General features: G+C 61.8%; 11 protein-coding genes. All 11 read left to right on the forward strand.

From position 1 onward, the window contains the following. Positions 1–12 precede the first annotated feature (12 nt). Complete coding sequence (gene gyrA, locus K7R21_RS14400) at positions 13–2526, forward strand: DNA gyrase subunit A (protein WP_224983985.1); 2514 nt, start codon at positions 13–15, stop codon at positions 2524–2526. A gap of 235 nt (positions 2527–2761) precedes the next feature. Further along, positions 2762–4285: a HEAT repeat domain-containing protein gene (locus K7R21_RS14405; RefSeq protein ID WP_224983986.1), complete on the forward strand. Its 1524-nt coding sequence runs from the start codon at positions 2762–2764 to the stop codon at positions 4283–4285. A 148-nt stretch (positions 4286–4433) separates the two neighbouring features. After that, on the forward strand, positions 4434–5441 hold the full coding sequence (locus tag K7R21_RS14410) for an NAD(P)H-dependent glycerol-3-phosphate dehydrogenase (RefSeq protein WP_224983987.1): 1008 nt from the start codon (positions 4434–4436) through the stop codon (positions 5439–5441). Between the two features lie 85 nt (positions 5442–5526). Further along, the gene (locus K7R21_RS14415; RefSeq protein ID WP_224983988.1) at positions 5527–7797 is read left to right on the forward strand and encodes an ATP-binding protein; all 2271 of its coding nucleotides are present in this window, start codon (positions 5527–5529) and stop codon (positions 7795–7797) included. Continuing rightward, positions 7784–9316, forward strand: a complete 1533-nt coding sequence (locus K7R21_RS14420) for a hybrid sensor histidine kinase/response regulator (RefSeq protein WP_224983989.1) — start codon at positions 7784–7786, stop codon at positions 9314–9316. The genes K7R21_RS14415 and K7R21_RS14420 overlap by 14 nt, the downstream gene beginning before the upstream one ends. 183 nt (positions 9317–9499) lie before the next feature. Beyond that, positions 9500–10582, forward strand: a complete 1083-nt coding sequence (locus tag K7R21_RS14425) for a PAS domain-containing sensor histidine kinase (protein ID WP_224983990.1) — start codon at positions 9500–9502, stop codon at positions 10580–10582. 214 nt (positions 10583–10796) lie between these two features. After that, the gene (locus K7R21_RS14430; RefSeq protein WP_224983991.1) at positions 10797–12944 is read left to right on the forward strand and encodes a hybrid sensor histidine kinase/response regulator; all 2148 of its coding nucleotides are present in this window, start codon (positions 10797–10799) and stop codon (positions 12942–12944) included. Positions 12945–12980: 36 nt separating this feature from the next. Beyond that, on the forward strand, positions 12981–13907 hold the full coding sequence (locus tag K7R21_RS14435) for an ABC transporter ATP-binding protein (protein WP_224983992.1): 927 nt from the start codon (positions 12981–12983) through the stop codon (positions 13905–13907). A gap of 4 nt (positions 13908–13911) precedes the next feature. Continuing rightward, complete coding sequence (locus K7R21_RS14440; protein WP_224983993.1) at positions 13912–14667, forward strand: ABC transporter permease; 756 nt, start codon at positions 13912–13914, stop codon at positions 14665–14667. A 216-nt stretch (positions 14668–14883) separates the two neighbouring features. Then, positions 14884–15960, forward strand: a complete 1077-nt coding sequence (locus K7R21_RS14445) for a radical SAM/SPASM domain-containing protein (protein WP_224983994.1) — start codon at positions 14884–14886, stop codon at positions 15958–15960. Positions 15961–16049: 89 nt separating this feature from the next. After that, the gene (gene hemE / locus K7R21_RS14450) at positions 16050–17069 is read left to right on the forward strand and encodes a uroporphyrinogen decarboxylase (protein WP_224983995.1); all 1020 of its coding nucleotides are present in this window, start codon (positions 16050–16052) and stop codon (positions 17067–17069) included. Positions 17070–17121: the final 52 nt, after the last annotated feature.

The raw sequence follows: 17121 nt of genomic DNA on the forward strand, positions 1-17121 counted from the left end.
AGGGTTTCCTAAATGCTGAATCAACTGAACAAGGTATCGGTGAACATCGAAGACGAGATGAAGCGCTCCTACATGGATTACGCCATGTCGGTCATCGTCGGCCGCGCGCTTCCCGACGTACGTGACGGCCTGAAGCCGGTGCACAGGCGCTGCCTCTACGCCATGTACGACATGAGCAACGACTGGAACAAGCCGTACAAGAAATCGGCCCGCGTCGTCGGCGACGTCATCGGTAAGTACCACCCGCACGGCGATACCGCCGTCTACGACACCCTGGTCAGGATGGCCCAGGACTTCTCGCTGCGGTACCCGCTGGTCGATGGCCAGGGTAACTTTGGCTCCATCGACGGCGACTCCCCGGCGGCAATGCGTTACACCGAGATCAGGATGGAGCAGCTGGCCCACGAGCTCCTGAACGACCTGGACAAGGAAACGGTTCCGTTCGGCCCCAACTACGACGACTCCTTGAAAGAGCCGCTGGTCCTTCCCTCCAAGTTCCCGAACCTGCTGGTGAACGGTTCCGCCGGCATCGCGGTCGGCATGGCGACCAACATCCCACCCCACAACCTCTCCGAGGTCGTGGACGCCATCGTCGCCATCATCGATAACCCGCAGCTCTCCTTCGAGGAGCTGGTGGAACTGATCCCGGGGCCGGACTTCCCGACCGGCGGCTTCATCTACGGCCGCGAAGGAATCATGAAGGCCTACTCCACCGGCCGCGGCATCATCCAGATGCGCGCCAAGGTGCAGATCGAGACCCAGAAGAAGACCGAGCGCCAGTCCATCGTGGTCACCGAGATCCCGTACCAGGTGAACAAGGCCAAGCTGGTAGAGAAAATCGCGGAACTGGTCAAGGAAAAGAAGATCGAGGGCATCTCCGACTTGAGGGACGAGAGCGACCGCGAGGGTATGCGCATCGTCATCGAACTCAAGAAGGACGAGAACCCGACCATCATCCTGAACCACCTGTACAAGCAGACCCAGATGCAGTCTTCCTTCGGCATCATCATGTTGGCCATCGTGCACAACCGGCCGCGCGTCCTGACCCTGAAGGAGACCATCGAGTTCTTCATCGAGCACAGGAAAGAGATCGTCACCCGCCGCACCATCTTCGACCTGAAGAAGGCCGAAGCCCGCGCTCACATCCTGGAAGGCTTGAAGATCGCCTTGGACAACCTGGACGAGGTGATCGCGCTGATCAAGGCCAGCGCCTCGCCGGCCGAGGCGAAGGTTGGCCTCATGGAGAAGTTCGGGCTCTCCGACCTGCAGGCCCAGGCCATCCTCGACATGAGGCTGCACCGCCTGACCGGTCTCGAGCGCGAGAAGATCCTCGAAGAGCTGCGCGAGATCCTGAAGTACATCGCCCGCCTGAAGGAGATCCTGGCTTCCGAGGCTGAGATCCTCAAGATCATCGTGGGCGAACTGCTGGAACTGAAAGACAAGTTCGGCGACAAGCGCCGCTCCGAGATCGTGATGCAAACCGCGGACATTTCGCTCGAGGACACCATCGTCGAGGAAGACATGGTGGTCACCATCTCGCACACCGGCTACATCAAGCGTAACGCCGTCACCCTGTACCGCGCCCAGCGCCGCGGCGGCAAAGGGAAGACCGGCATGAAGACCAAAGAGGAGGATTTCGTGGAGCAGCTGTTCATCGCCTCCACCAAGGACTACCTCATGTTCTTCACCGACGCCGGCAAGGTGTACTGGTTGAAGGTGTACGAGATTCCGGAAGCGGGCCGCGCAGCGCGTGGCAAGGCAATCGTGAACCTGTTGAACCTCGCCAACAACGAGAAGATCACCACCATCCTCCCGGTAAAGGAGTTCGTAGACGACAGGTACATCATGATGGCCACCAGGAACGGCGTCGTGAAGAAGACCAACCTGATGGAGTACTCGCACCCGAGGGTGGGTGGCATCATCGCCGTCAACCTGGACGAAGGGGACAAGTTGATCTCCGTGGCCCTCACCGACGGTAAGCAGGACGTGCTTCTCGCCACCGCGACCGGCAAGGCGATCCGCTTCAAGGAAGACGACGTCCGCACCGTGGGCCGCGTTTCCCGCGGCGTGCGCGGCATGACGCTGGAGGACGAGGACGTGGTGATCGGCATGGAGATTCTCAACGAAAACTTCACCGATTCCACCATCTTCACCGTCACCGAGAACGGTTACGGCAAGCGGACCGAGATCAGCGAGTACCGTACCCAGTCCCGCGGCGGCAAGGGAATCATCACCATCAAGACCACCGAGCGTAACGGCAACGTGGTGGACATCAAGCAAGTGGTGGACGACAACGACCTGATGCTGATCACCGACCAGGGCAAGATCTTGCGCGTCTCCGTGGCCGGCTTCTCCATCATCGGCCGCAACACCCAGGGCGTGCGCCTCATGGTGAAGGAAGAGAACGAGCGCGTCGTCGCCGTGGCCCGCCTGGCCGAGAAAGAGGACCAGGAGGAGAACGAGGAAGAGAACGACATCGACGAAATTGTCGAACTCGAAACCGAGGGCGGCGAAGGCGAAGAGTAAAAGCCGTCCTCACCCCGCCCCTCTCCCGGGCGGGAGAGGGAGTGAAAGGCGGTCAAACCCCTTCGCAAGGGAATAGTTGAGCAGGACCCCTCGCCCTTCGGGAAAGGGGAAGGGGTGAGGGCGATGCCACCATGGCGGAGTCCCCCCGGCAGGAGCAGTACAGGCAGCAACCGGTCGAACATGCAATCTTTGCCCTCCTTTGGAGGGGTGCCATGCAGTGAAAAAGGGTAGGCCCATGCAACAGAGCGAGAAGGTAGACAACTCCCTCAACGAGCGTCGCGATATTCTGGATCTCCTGGTGCGGCTTAAGAGTGACGGTATCTCTATCCACGAGATGGAGCGGATTGGCCTGAAGTTCCAGGAGGCGGGCAGACGCGCGCTGCGTCCGCTGGTGCGGGAACTCTGGCGCGAAAACTCGGGAGAACTGATCACCAAGTATGCCTACATACTGGACTTCTTCGATACCAGCGACTGGCTCGACCAGTTGATCCAGATAGCGCTCAAGCGCCAGGACCTCGCTGCCGACGGCAAGGCCGCCCTGATGATCGCGCTGGAAGGGTACGGCGTCGACGTCAACTCACCTCCCTTCAAGCATGACAAGCCGAGTTCCGGCGGCACCTCGCTGGGGCAGCAGGTCCAGGGAGCCATGCAACTGGGCGAGGAGGGGATGGTCACCTTCCTGGACGACTTCCTCTCCTACCCTGCCGAAGTGCAGCAGGTCGTGATCCGCGAGTTGTGCCACTCGGGCGACGACCAGTCCCCCCGCTTGCTTCAGGCAATGCTCTGGCACGAGGACCGCGATATCGTGCAATCCGCGCTGGCAGCCCTGGGTAAAATAAGGGACTCCAGGGCCGCAGCCGTGCTGCAGGACTTCCTGGCCGACTGCGACGCTGAACTGGCTCCTTTCGCCGAGAAGGCCCTGCGCAGGCTCCGTTTCCTGGGGGTCGTGGTGCCGCCGCCGCGCAAACAGCTTCCGTTCCATACTGCCTATGCGACGCCGCCGGACGGGGACGGGTACCGTTCCCTGCTCCTGTCCCGCTGGGCTGGGCCGGATACGGTCAGCGTGCTGTACATGCAGGTGCACGAGCGGCGTGGAGTGCTGGCCGCCTGGGGCGCCGGGGACCTCACCCTCGACAACTTCACTGCCGAGGTGGAAGGGTTCCGGATGCAGGACGACCTGATCGAGGTGGCTCCGGGGTACCTGCTGGACCTCGTGCGTGACGCCCTTTACTGGAGCCGTGACCTCTGCTACCTCCCGGCTGACTTCTACATGAGGCGCGGTATCTTTGCCGGCGAGGACATGACCCCGGCACGGTTCACGGAAAAGCTCACCGACCTCCCCCGCGGTCGCCGGCTCAGCTTCCACGAGGGCGAGCAACTGGCCCAACGGCTCTTCGCCGACAGCTTCTTCTCCGGCTGGTTCATGGCGGCACAGCGGGTCTACGACTTCGCCGAGGAATACCGCAGCGGCAAGGGGTGCGAGCAGGTTCTGGAGCGTTTCTGCGCGGAGCTGCTGGCGCCCGAGATGGAATTGATCCGGGAGCGGCTGCTGGTAAGTGCGGACCTGATGCGCCGCTGCGGCAGGGACAACCTCGAAGTGGCCAAGATTGTGGGACTTGCCGACAGCATGGTGGACAGCCCGCTGCCGCACCACCTGCACCCGTTCCTGCGCCGCTTCGCTCTGGAGAGCATGGAGATCGCCCGGGAATCGCTGGAGCGCGGCGAGGAGCCGCCGCTGAGGGCGGTAGAAGAGCTGTAGCGGAAGCCCCTCACCCCGCCCCTCTCCCGGAGGGAGAGGGGATGTAGATGCAGCTGGCGAAAGCGGTGACGCAGGCGAGAATGTTAATTATTTGTGCTACAATGAGGTCCTCATGAGGGCTACGCACACGGTAAGAGGGCTTGAATAGATGCTAGAGAAAGTTGCAGTAATCGGTGCCGGCAGTTGGGGCACCACGCTAGCCGACCTGCTCGCCAAGAAGGGCCACCAGGTCACCCTGTGGGCCTACGAGGCGGAACTGGTGGTCACCATGCGCGACACCAGGGAGAACAACCTCTTCCTCCCGGGCATCACGCTGCAGGAAAGCCTCGCTTTCACCAACGACCTCGAGGAGGCCTACCGCGGCTGCACCATGGTGCTCTGCGTGGTGCCGTCCCAGCTAGTGCGTCGGGTGATCAGCAACTCCCTCCCCTTCATCCCCAAAGAGGCGGTCATCATCTCCGCCAGCAAGGGGATCGAGGTGGACACCTTGGCCACCGTTTCCGAAATCTACCAGGAAATCCTCCCCCCGGAGATGTACGCCAACTTCGCCGCCCTCTCCGGCCCGAGCTTCGCGCGCGAGGTGGCGCAGGAGATGCCGACCGCGGTAGCGGCTGCCGCTGCTACCGAGCAGATCGCGCGCCGGGTGCAGGAAGCATTCAACACCAACTTCTTCCGGGTCTACCGTAACTCGGACGTGGTGGGGGTGGAACTTGGCGGCGCCATCAAGAACGTCATCGCCATCGCCGCGGGCATCTCGGACGGTCTTGGCTTCGGCTGCAACACCCGCGCGGCCCTGATCACCCGCGGCCTTGCCGAGATGACCCGGCTCGGGCTCGCCATGGGGGCCCAGCCCGCCACCTTCGCGGGGCTCGCCGGGATGGGAGACCTGGTGCTCACCTGCACCGGCGACCTGTCCAGGAACCGCAGCGTCGGCATCCAGATCGGGCAGGGGCGCCGCCTCGAGGAGATCCTCGGCGAAATGCGCATGGTGGCCGAAGGGGTCAAGACCACGGAATCCGCCTACAACCTGGCCAAGAAGCTGGGGGTCGAGATGCCCATCATCGACCAGATGTACCAGATGCTCTACCAGAACAAGCCGGCACGAGAAGCGGTCCTTGAGCTTATGACCAGGAACCTCAAGGCCGAAGGAGCTTAACAGCAGGTCGAGGTCAAGGTTAAGGTGAAGCGAAGTTCTCAACCTCAACCTTGACCTCAGCCTGTTTTTCCACCAAGGATAGGTAATGCAACCACGCTTTGGCATAAGAACCAAACTGCTCCTGTCCATTCTCGCCATCCTTCTCATCTCTTATTCCACCCTGATCTACTCGACCATGAAGACCATGAGCGCGTCCCTGCGTTCAGAGGTCGACCGTAACCTGGAAACCAACCTCACCTACGCCCGCAGCCAATACCAGGACCGCGCCAGGGTGGTCAAATATTCGCTGCTGCAGCCAGCCAGCTCGAAAACGGTGCAGGAACACCTGGTGACCGGGGACCGCCCCTGGCTCGACTCCCGTCTCAAAGACGTGCACAAGGTGCTCCCCTACCTGGACTTCCTGCTGGTGATCGATGGCAGAAAGCGGATCGTTGCCGGCATCAACACCAACTCCTACGGCGAGGAACTGTACCTGCCCGGGGTGCTGGACCAGGCACTGGCGGGAAAACGGGCGGTGCATTCCACCGAGATCCTCCCGGCGGCGGTACTGTGCCAGGCAGGGACGACCCGGTATTGCGAACAGGAGAGTAACGCCGAGGCGCTGGTGAACACGGTGGTGGTGCCGGTACTGAGCGATAGCGGCGCCGAGCTCGGATGTTTCGTTGCCGGCGAAGTGCTCAACAATCACGCGATACTCCCCAGCGAACTGCAGGAGGTATCCGGCAGAGACGTCGAGGTGAGTATCACCCAACGGGACCTGCGCATCGCCAGCAGCCTGCCGGCCACCCTGCGCGACATCTCCACCCTCTCACCCCAAGTCATCGACGTGCTGGAGCGGGGCGAGGTCTATCGCGGCGAGGCGCGCATCGGGTCGAGAGACTACGAAACGGTTATCGACCCCATCCTGAACAGTCGGGGCGAATTCGTCGGTTCCGTTTCGGTCGCCGTTGCCACCGAAAGGTTTAGGGAAACCAAGCGTGAGAATCTCGGCAACATCCTCGCCTCCGCATTTATCGGCATCATCTGTTCCTTCGGCCTCGCTTTTCTCGCCTCCCGCCACCTGACCGGGCCTCTGCGGCAACTGGCGGCGAGCGCCAGCAAGATCGAACAGGGGGATCTGGACCAGAGGGTCGAGGGGGACCAGGACGACGAGGTGGGGGTGCTGGCCTCTTCGTTCAACAAGATGGTGCAGGCACTTAAGGAACGCGACTCCATCATCAACAAGAAGACGGACGACCTCCAGGACTTGAACGAGCAGCTGGAGCGGATGGTGGACGAGCGGACCTCGGCCTTGGTCATGGAGATGGGGAGGCTGGAGGCGGTGTTGACCAGCCTGGCCGAGGCCGTGGTGGTGACCGACCTGGACAACCGGGTGGTGCTCTTCAACCCGGCGGCGCAGCAGCTCTTCGAGATGGTGCCGCACCGCGTGGTAGGGCAGCCCATCGAACAGGTATGCGAACTGGTAGGCTTCACGTCGCTTTGGGAGCGGATCAAGGACCTGGCCCAGCCCGACCGCGGCGGCGGGACCAAGGAGGAGCTGACGGTGAAGGGGAAGCGGCTGTACGTCTACCTCTCCTCGCTCTCCGACGAGTTCGGCAACTTCGCAGGCATCGTCCTCTCCATCCGCGACGTTACCGTGGAGCAGCAGGTGGACCGGATGAAGACCGAGTTCATCTCCACGGTCTCGCATGAGCTGAAGACCCCGCTCACCTCCATCAAGGGATCGCTGCAGCTCCTTTTGACCCGGAGCAAGTGGCTCACCGACACCGAGCGGCAGCTCCTTACCGTCTGCTTCCGCAACACCCAGCGTCTGATCCGGCTGATCGGCGAGATCCTCGACATCTCGGGCATCGAGTCGGGCGGGATGGTGTTCAAGTTCAAGCCGGTCTCCATCGGCGAACTCACGGTGTACGCCGTCGAGGAGATCAAGTCCTACGCCATGGGACGCGACATCACCATCGTCAACACCGTCGGCGAGCACCTCCCCATGGTCTACGGCGACAGCGACCGCCTGATCCAGGTGATCACCAACCTCCTTTCCAACGCGGTGAAGTTCTCGCCCGAGGGTAAGGTGGTGATGATCAGCGCGGAGCAGGAAGGGAACTACGTGGTGGTGTCGGTGGCCGACAAGGGGCGCGTGATCCAGTGGTCGGACCGCGACAAGCTTTTCAAAAAATTCCAACAGATAGAGTGCCAGGAACGGGGCAAGGTGGGTGGCACCGGGCTGGGGCTCGCCATCTGCAAGGAGATCATCGAGCGCCACCACGGCCGGATCTTCTACACCGCCGCCCAGGAGCGCGGCAACACCTTCAGCTTCACCGTGCCAATCATAGGGGAGACCGATGCCAAAGGATAAGATTCTTATAGTTGACGACGAGGGGGACATCGCCCTCATCCTCAAGCTGCAGCTGGAAGACGCCGGTTTCGAGACCGAGCGGGCCCGCGACGGCGTGGAGGCGCTGGAGGCGATCGAGCGCGAACCCTTCGCGCTGATCATGCTGGACATCAAGATGCCCCGCATGGACGGCCTGGAAGTGCTGAGCCGTATCCGTAGCGACCAGACTCCCGTGGTGATGATGACGGCGCACGGCAGCGAGGACATCGCGGTGGACGCCATGAAGAAGGGCGCACTGGACTATATCTCCAAGCCCTTCTCCTCGGACGACATGCTGCAGAAGGTGGAGCGCGCCATCGGTATCGACCGCACCAGGAAGGAAAACGCCCGGCTGCAACGGCAGTTGGACGAGGAGCGCCTCAAGATGGCGGCGGTGCTCCAGGGTATGGCGGATCTGTTGCTGGCGGTCGACCTGGAAGGGACCATCATCACCGCGAGCCGCCAGGCGGAGAGCGTCCTGTCCGGTGATGGGGACATCAAGGGCAAGGTCGTGGAAGAGGTGTTGAAAGCCGAGGTGCCGGGAGGGGAACTGCCGACCCGAACCGTGCTGCGCACCGGCGAGCCCTGCCTGGACGTCGCCTACCAGCTCCAGGTCGGCGGGCAGCAGGTGCCAGTCCTCTCCTCCGCGGCGCCGCTCAAAAACGGAGCCGGCGAACTGGTGGGGAGCGTCGAGATCATCCGCGACATCTCCAAGCTCAAGGAACTGGAGCAGGAGAAGGAAGATTTCGTCAGCATGCTGTCGCACGACCTGAAATCCCCGATCACCGCGGTGGTCGGTTCCATCGACCTGGTGCGGGAGGCGAAACTCGGCCCGATCACGCCGGACCAGCGCGAGTACCTGAACGCCGCCATCGAGAGCTGCGAGGAGATGGTGGAGATGATCGACACCCTGCTCGGTATCCACAAGTTCGAGGCGGGCAAGATGAAGCTCAGCTTCAGGGACGAGGATCCGGGCTCGCTGGTGAACCGCACCGTCACCAAGTTCCAGACCCTGGCGCAGCGCGGGGACATCAAGCTCTTCACCACCCTCCCCTCCGGGCTTCCCCCGGTTTCCGTGGACCGTTCCTCCTTCAACAGGATCATGGGGAACCTCCTTTCCAACGCGGTGAAGTTCACCCCGGAGGGGGGCGAGATCGAGGTGTCGGCCGACCTGGTGCACGACCCGACCACGGTCACCGGCCAGGTCCCGGAGCAGAACTACGCGCCCCAGGAGCTTCCCACGGAAGGAGACTTCGTCCGGATCCGGGTGCGCGACAGCGGGGTCGGCATCCCCCAGGAGTCGCTGGGCTCTATCTTCGATCGCTTCGTCCAGGCCAGGAACCGCCGCCAGGGTAAGACCCGCGGCACGGGGCTCGGGCTCGCCTTCTGCAGGAAGGCCGTGGATGCCCACGGCGGCTACATATGGGCCGAGAGCGCGCCGGGGGCAGGCAGCGTCTTCACCATCCTGCTTTCCGCCCAACCGGAGGAGCCCGAGGAATAACGATGTCAACGTTTCATTAGTTGCAGGTACGGGGGAACCTGCTGCGGTATTTCGAAACGCCCTTTAATTATTTCTCTTTTTTCTTTTGGCAAATATAGTAAAGTAGAGCAGCGTTGGAGAGGAGACCCCTCTCATGGGAGTGCCGGCAGTTACGTTGACATGATCTTGGGACGGGAGGGTTAAGTGGCGCTGCGAGAAAGTGACGCGGGATACCGCGAGTTGTTTGAGGAAAACCCTGAGGCCATGTGGGTCTGTCACCGCGACACCGGGCAATTCCTGGCGGTCAACGAGGCGGCCCTCAGGCTGTACGGCTATCGTCGCAACCAGTTCATGGAGCTGAACCTCTCCCACCTCGGTGGGGGCGCGCCTCCACCGGCGGACCGGGACCAGGTCGTTCCTTCCCTGCAGCGCATGCTGGACGGCACCGAGATTAAGCTGCAGCTCAGCTGGCACCCGGTCACGTTCCAAAACGAGCCGGCCCACCTGGTGCTGGCGCGGCGGCTCGAGCCGGCTTCGCAGGGACAGGACCTGGATCACTTGCGGCGCCAGGTGACCGAACAGTTGGCCCAGTTGGAGGTGGCGCACCGGGAGCTGGAGTCATTCAGCTACTCCGTCTCCCATGATCTGCGGGCCCCCTTGCGACACATCGACGGGTTCAGCCGGGCCCTGTTGGACGACTACGGCGACCAGCTCGGCAGCCAGGGGCAGGAGTACCTGAACCGGATCTGCCAGGCGACCGGGAAGATGGCGCAGTTGATCGACGCCGTGCTACAGCTGGTACGGGCAGGACGCTCCGAGATGGAGCCGCGCCAAGTAGATCTCAGCGTCAAGGCCCAGGTCATCGCGCTTGAGCTCAAGCACCATGAGCCCGGTCGGTCGGTAGAGTTCGACATCGCCGAGGGGATCACGGTCGAGGCCGATGCCAAGCTGGCGCGGCAGCTGCTCGAGATACTGCTCGGCAACGCCTGGAAGTTCACTTCCAAGACCCCGCAGGCGCAGATCCGGTTCGGGGTGCAGCAAGAGGCGGGGCAGCCGGTGTACTTCGTCAGTGACAACGGGGCCGGTTTCGACATGGCCTACGCGGAAAAGCTCTTCACGGTGTTCCACAGGTTGCACCGCGCCGACGAATTCGAGGGGAGCGGCGTCGGGCTCGCCATCGCCCAGCGCATCGTGACCCGCCACGGGGGCAGGATCTGGGCCGAGAGCGCACCGGGGCAGGGGGCCACCTTCTACTTCACGCTGGGGCGTGAGGCAATTGACAATTGACAACGCGAACCGGAAGACTGGCGATTGACAATGGAGCTTTGACCGTTGACAATGAACAAGTTCAATTGTCGAATGAAATTGGTAATGACATAGAAGCTTCATAATCAAAAAAGGCCGCTGCCGAAACGTGACAGCGGCCTTTGTCCCTGATACAGATTTTCCTTTAAGAACAACGTCGTCAGTTGTCCATTGTCAAACGTCAAGCGGGTTGCCCATGGTTTCCAAAGAGTTAAAACTTCTGCTGGTTGAGGATTCTCAGGAAGACAGCCTGTTGCTGGTCCGGGAACTGGTTCGTGGCGGCTACCAGCTAGAGCACCAGAGAGTGGAGACCGCAGAGGGGATGCGGTACGCGCTGGAAACGTGCAAGTGGGACGTGGTCATCTCCGACTACCGCATGCCCTCGTTCGATGCCCTGGGGGCGCTCCAGGTGTTGCACGAAAGCGGACAGGACATCCCTTTCATCATCGTCTCGGGCAAAATAGGCGAGGACTTGGCGGTAGCCGCCATGAAGTCGGGGGCCAACGACTACCTCATGAAGGGCAACCTGGCCCGCCTGGTGCCGGTGGTGGAACGTGAGCTGCGCGAGGCGGCTGAACGCAGGACGCACCGGCAGACCCAGGACAAGGTGCGTCGCGGCAAGGCGGAGTGGGAATCGGTCTTTGACGCGGTTTCCGATCTTATCATCATCACCGACGCCGAAGGGGTCATCTCCCGCTGCAACGGCCGGGTGACCTCCTATTTCCCGGGCGGGTACGACGCGGTGCTCGGCAAGCGCATCGACGAGATCTTTTTCGGAACAGAGCAGCCCGAGGGGAAGGTCTTCCGCTTCCTGCACATGCAGGGGGAAGCCGACGAGGACGTCCGTTTCCCCAACTTGAGCGGCTGGTACAACGTGACCAGTTACCCCATGCGCATCGAAGGCAACGACCGCGGCTTCGTTCACATCATCAAGGACATCACCAAGCGGCGCGAGGTCGAGGAGGAGAAGCGGACCAGCGACCGCGAGCTCCTCACCCTGTACGCCGTGGCCTTCCGCCTGCAGTACACCAAGGGGGTGGAGAAGGTGATGGGGGACCTGCTGTTCCAGCTGCACAACATGCTGCAGATGGACTTCTCCTGCATCCACCTCTTTGAGGGGGAGAAGCTGCGCATGCGCGCCTCACTGGGGCTCTCTCCCGCCTTCGAGAAAGCGATGAAGGCGCTGCCGGCCGACGAGGCGTGGAGCAAGCTGGCGCAGAGCGGTCGCCCCTTCCTGGGCGAGGAGCCCGACGCCCGTTTCCCGGACAAGGCCAAGAAGGCCGCTATCGCAATGGGGCTGCACTCCTGGTGTACGGTGCCCCTGAAGATAGGCCAGGAAGTGATGGGGGTGATGACGGTAGGAACCCTGTCCGGGCGCAGCTACAGCGACCGCGACGTGTTCCTGCTCTGCTCCATCGCCGGGCAGCTCGCCGTCCTTATCGACAACTACAGCCTTTACGACAAGATGAAGGAGAAGGCTGAAGAGCTTTACAAGAGCAAGATAGAGCTCAAGGAAAACCTGCAGAAGGTGAAGCGGGCCAACATCGAGTTGGGGCGGCTCAACACCGCCAAGAACAACTTCATCGGTATCGCCTCGCATGAACTGAAGACGCCGATCACCTCCATCATGGGAGGGGCCGAGTTCCTCTTGAAGTACGCTGGCATCCCGATGACGCCGGAGCAGCACACCATCCTCGCCTCGGTCTACGAGGGGACGGTGCAACTCAGGAAGCTGGTCGAGGATCTCCTTTCCATTTCCAGAATCGAGGCCCAGGGGCCGCTGGCCCAGAAGAAGCCGGCCAACCTGATGCACGTCTGCCGCGAGGTGCATAACCTCTTCGTGCTGCCGCTCTCGGAACGGCACATCACGGTGAGTATCGGCGGAGACGAGGCCGACGTCCCCGTCGACGAAGGGTTCGTCACGCTGGCCATCCGCAACCTCATGGAAAACGCCATCAAGTTCACCCGGGACGGAGGAGAGGTCCGGCTCACCGGGCGGGTGCTGAAGCATGCGCGGCTCAAGGAGCTAACCCCCGCCCTGCGCCAGTTCTACTCGGCATTCCCGAACAACATCGCCGCCGCCGAGAGCTATTACCTGTTGCAGGTGAGTGACAGCGGCATCGGCATTCCCGTCGACGAGCGGGTCAGGATCTTCGACAAGTTCTACGGGGTAGGCGACATCGCGCACCACTCCTCCGGCGACACCGCCTTCATGTCCAAGGGGTCGGGGCTCGGCCTTTCCATCGTGCGCGGCATCATGGATGCACACGAGGGTGTGGTCTGGGTGGAAGAGGCCGCCGGCGGTGGCAGCACCTTCTCGCTTCTTTTCCCACTGCAAAATTAACAGGGATAACAGGGATAGCCCCTGTTCGGGGCGGTTATGAACTACGCCATCACGCTGCACGAGATCACCAAGAGCTACGACGGCTTCAAGGCCGTGGACGCCTTTTCCTTGGAGGTGCAACGCGGCACCGTGTTCGGCCTCCTGGGGCCCAACGGCGCCGGCAAGACCACCCTGATCAAGATCCTCACCACCCTGATGCGCCCTACCCTCGGCGACGCCTTCGTCGAGGGGCACAGCGTTCTCAGCGCGGGCAAGGAGGTGCGCCGCATGATCGGCGTGGTCCCCCAGGAAAACAACCTGGACCGCTACCTGACCGCGCGCGAGAATCTGGCCCTGCACGCCAGGCTGCACGGCATGCGTCCCGCGGCCTACAACCCTCGCATCGACGAACTGTTGGAGATGTCCGGGCTCGCCGCGCGCCAGCACGACTTCCCCGACACCTTCTCCGGCGGGATGCAGCGTCGCCTCGTGGTGGCGCGCGCCCTGGTGCACGAGCCGCGGGTACTCTTCCTCGACGAGCCGACTACCGGGTTGGATCCGCAGTCCAGGCGCTCCCTGTGGGATCACATCCGCGGCCTGCGCCGGAACATGACCGTCTTTTTGACCACCCACTACATGGACGAGGCCGACGCGCTGTGTGACCGGATCATGATCATGGATCATGGCACGTGTCTCGCCGACGGCACCGCGGCGCAGTTGAAGGATGCTTTCTCCCGGGCACATACCTACCAGGTAGAATTCCGAAACGATGCCGACCGCTACCAGGGGGTGCTGGCCGGGCTTCCCTTCGTCAAGGGGGTGGAGCGGGACGGGAGTCTCTTCCAGATCACACTGGCCGACGAAGAGTCGATCAAGCCGCTCATGGACCACCTCTCCGGCTCCGACATCCGCCGCATTTGCCTCAAGGAGCCGACACTCGAGGACGTGTTCATTTCGCTTACCGGGGAAAAGGTCAGGGAGTAGCCTCATGTTCAAAGGCGCATTTTCCATCTGGGGCAGGGACATGCTGGTGCTCAAGCGCAGCATCATCTCTGAACTCGTCTCCGTGGTCGCCTACCCGCTTACCCTCTACCTCGCCTTCGGCTTCGGCCTCAAGGGGTACATCACAAATGTAAACGGCGTCCCCTACCCTCTCTTCATCGCGCCGGGCCTCATCTCGATGACCGCGGTGAACGCCGCCTTCGACGAGAGCTCCTGGAGCATGTGGTTCCACCGCAAGGTGCAGCGCACCATCGAAGAGTACCGGGTCACCCCGGTCACCGTGTACGACATCGTCATCGGCAAGATTTTCTCCGGCTTCTCGCAGGGTGCGGTCAAGGGAACAGTGGTCTTCCTGGTCATCCTCGCCCTCACCCCCTTCCGCATCGACTACGCCAATCTGCCGATGTACCTTTTGTGCATCGCACTGTCATCCATGACCTTCTCCTGTCTTGGCACCATCTGCGGCACTGTCATAGACAAACCGGAAAACATTGGCCGGGTGCAGTCGGTAGTCATAGTGCCTCTTATCTTCATGGCCGGTATCTTTTTCCCCCTTTCATCCTACCCCTCATCCATCCTGCCGCTGATACAGCTGCTTCCCACAACTGCGGTATTCGAAGGAGCGCGCGATGCGTTGCTGACAGGAGTGATCCCGTCACAGTACCTGGTGAACCTGGTGCTGACTGCCGCCGCCTGCTTCACTATCGCCGTATACACCTTCAACCGCAAGATGGCGGAATAAGCGATTCTTCTTGAGTTTCCCGAGTCATTCATAGTAAAGTTTGCAGTAAACTTTTTACCTCCTGGATGCCCCCTTCGGACGCCGTGTCGCGAAGCCGGCAAACCGAGCGTACCTTGTCGCAGAGCCGACCGTTTTTGGCGTGAATCCGTTCCCTGCCCGAGTCGATTAGCCCCCCGCCGCATCGCAACGCTTTCCAGGGTAACTATTGGAGATGCCATGGCCGAAGAGTTCGTACCCAAATGGATCGCCTGGGAAACCACCCAGCGCTGCAACCTCAAATGCGTGCACTGCCGCTGCTCGTCCGAGATGACTTCGTCGGAAGGTGACTTCACCACCGAGGAAGGGAAGAAGCTCCTCAAGGAAATCGCCGACTTCTCGAAGCCGGTCGTGGTTCTCTCCGGCGGTGAGCCGCTGATGAGGCCGGATATCTTCGAACTGGCCGAGTACGGCACCTCGCTGGGCCTCAGGATGTGCATGGCGACCAACGGTTCGCTGGTCACCGACGAGGTTTGCGAGAAGATGAAAAAGGCCGACATCAAGATGGTGTCGCTCTCCCTGGACGGCTCCTGCGCCGAGGTCCACGACGACTTCCGCCAGTGCCCGGGCGCCTTCGAGGGCGTCATGAAGGCGGCCGAACTGTTCAGAAAGCACGGCCAGAAGTTCCTGATCAACTCCTCCTTCACCAAGCGCAACCAGACCGACATCGCCAACACCTTCAAGGTGGCCAAGTCCATCGGCGCCACCGCCTGGTACATGTTCATGATCGTCCCGACCGGCCGCGGCGAGGAGATCATGAGCGAGCTGATCTCCAAGGAGGACTACGAGGAGATCCTCGACTGGCACTACCACCAGGAGAAGAACGAGGACGACATCCTCATGCGTCCCACCTGCGCGCCGCACTACTACCGCATCGTGCCGCAAAAGGCCAAGGCGGAAGGCGAGAAATTCGAGCGTCGCTCGCTCACCTTCTCCACCGGCGGCGGCAAGGGGTGCATCGCCGCGCAGACCATCTGCCTCATCGACTGCTTCGGCAACCTGAAGCCCTGCTCCTACTTCCACCGCACCGCGGGCAACGTGAAGGAAACCCCTTTCAAGGAACTTTGGGAGAACTCCGAGATCTTCAAGGACCTGCGCGATTTCAAAGCGTACAAAGGGAAGTGCGGCGAGTGCGAGTACCTGAACGTCTGCGGCGGCTGCCGCGCCCGCGCCGATGCGGTGTACGGCGACTACATGGAAGAGGAACCGTTCTGCAACTACGTGCCGATCAAGGTGCAGAGAAAAGAGCAGAAATAATTTGATGATTTGCCCCCCCCTCCTGACGGGAGGGCGCGATGTCATGTACTGAACGAGATACATTACATATTTCACCCAGGAGGATTACTATGAATACTCGCTTTTTAGACGCTTGTTGGGGTAAGCCGGTAGACCGAGTGCCGGTATGGCTTATGCGCCAGGCTGGCCGTTATCTCCCCGACTACATGCGCGTCCGTTCCAAATGCACCTTCCTGGAACTCTGCAAGACCCCTGAACTCGCCGCTGAAGTGACCATTCAGCCGGTGGACATCCTCGGCGTCGACGCAGCCATCCTCTTCTCCGACATCCTCACCCCGATCGAGCCGATGGGCATGGAGCTCGACTTCACCCCGGGCCCGGTCTTCACCAAGCCGATCCGCACCATGGCCGACGTCGAGGCGCTCAAGATCCCGAAAATGGAGACCGACGTCCCCTACGTGCTCGACGCCGTGAAACTGCTCCGCAAAGAGCTGGCTGCCAAGGTGCCGCTGATCGGCTTCGGCGGTGCGCCCTTCACCCTCGCCTGCTACATGGTCGAGGGCAAAGGCTCCAAGGACTTCGCTGCGCTCAAGAAGATGATGTACGCCGAGCCGGAGATCTACGCGGCCCTCATGGACAAGATCACCACCATGGACATGGAGTACCTGAACGCCCAGATCGCTGCCGGCGCACAGGCCATCCAGATCTTTGATACCTGGGGCGGCATGCTCTCCCCGGCCGACTACGAGCGCTACGTCCTCCCCTACACCCAGCGCCTCATCAACGGGCTGAACCGCACCAACGTCCCCGTGATTCACTTCGTCAAGGGCGCCGGCACCATGCTGGAGATCGTCAAAGAGGCCGGCGGTGACGTCATGGGCCTCGACTGGCACGTCAACCTGGGCAAGGCCCGCGACATCCTGGGCGACATGGCGGTACAGGGTAACCTCGACCCGACCGTGCTCTTCGCTCCCAAGGAGATCATCGAGCGCGAGGTGAAGCGCGTGCTGGACGAGAACGCCGGCCGTCCGGGCCTCATCTTCAACCTCGGCCACGGCATCCTCCCAACCGTCCCGCCGGAAAACGCGATCTTCATGGTCGACTGCGTGCACCGGCTGACGCAGAAATAATTCAGGACCACAGAAAAAGGGCGACCGATAAGGCCGCCCTTTTTGTTGACCC

The organism is Geomonas agri, assembly GCF_020179605.1.
GTDB lineage: Bacteria > Desulfobacterota > Desulfuromonadia > Geobacterales > Geobacteraceae > Geomonas > Geomonas agri.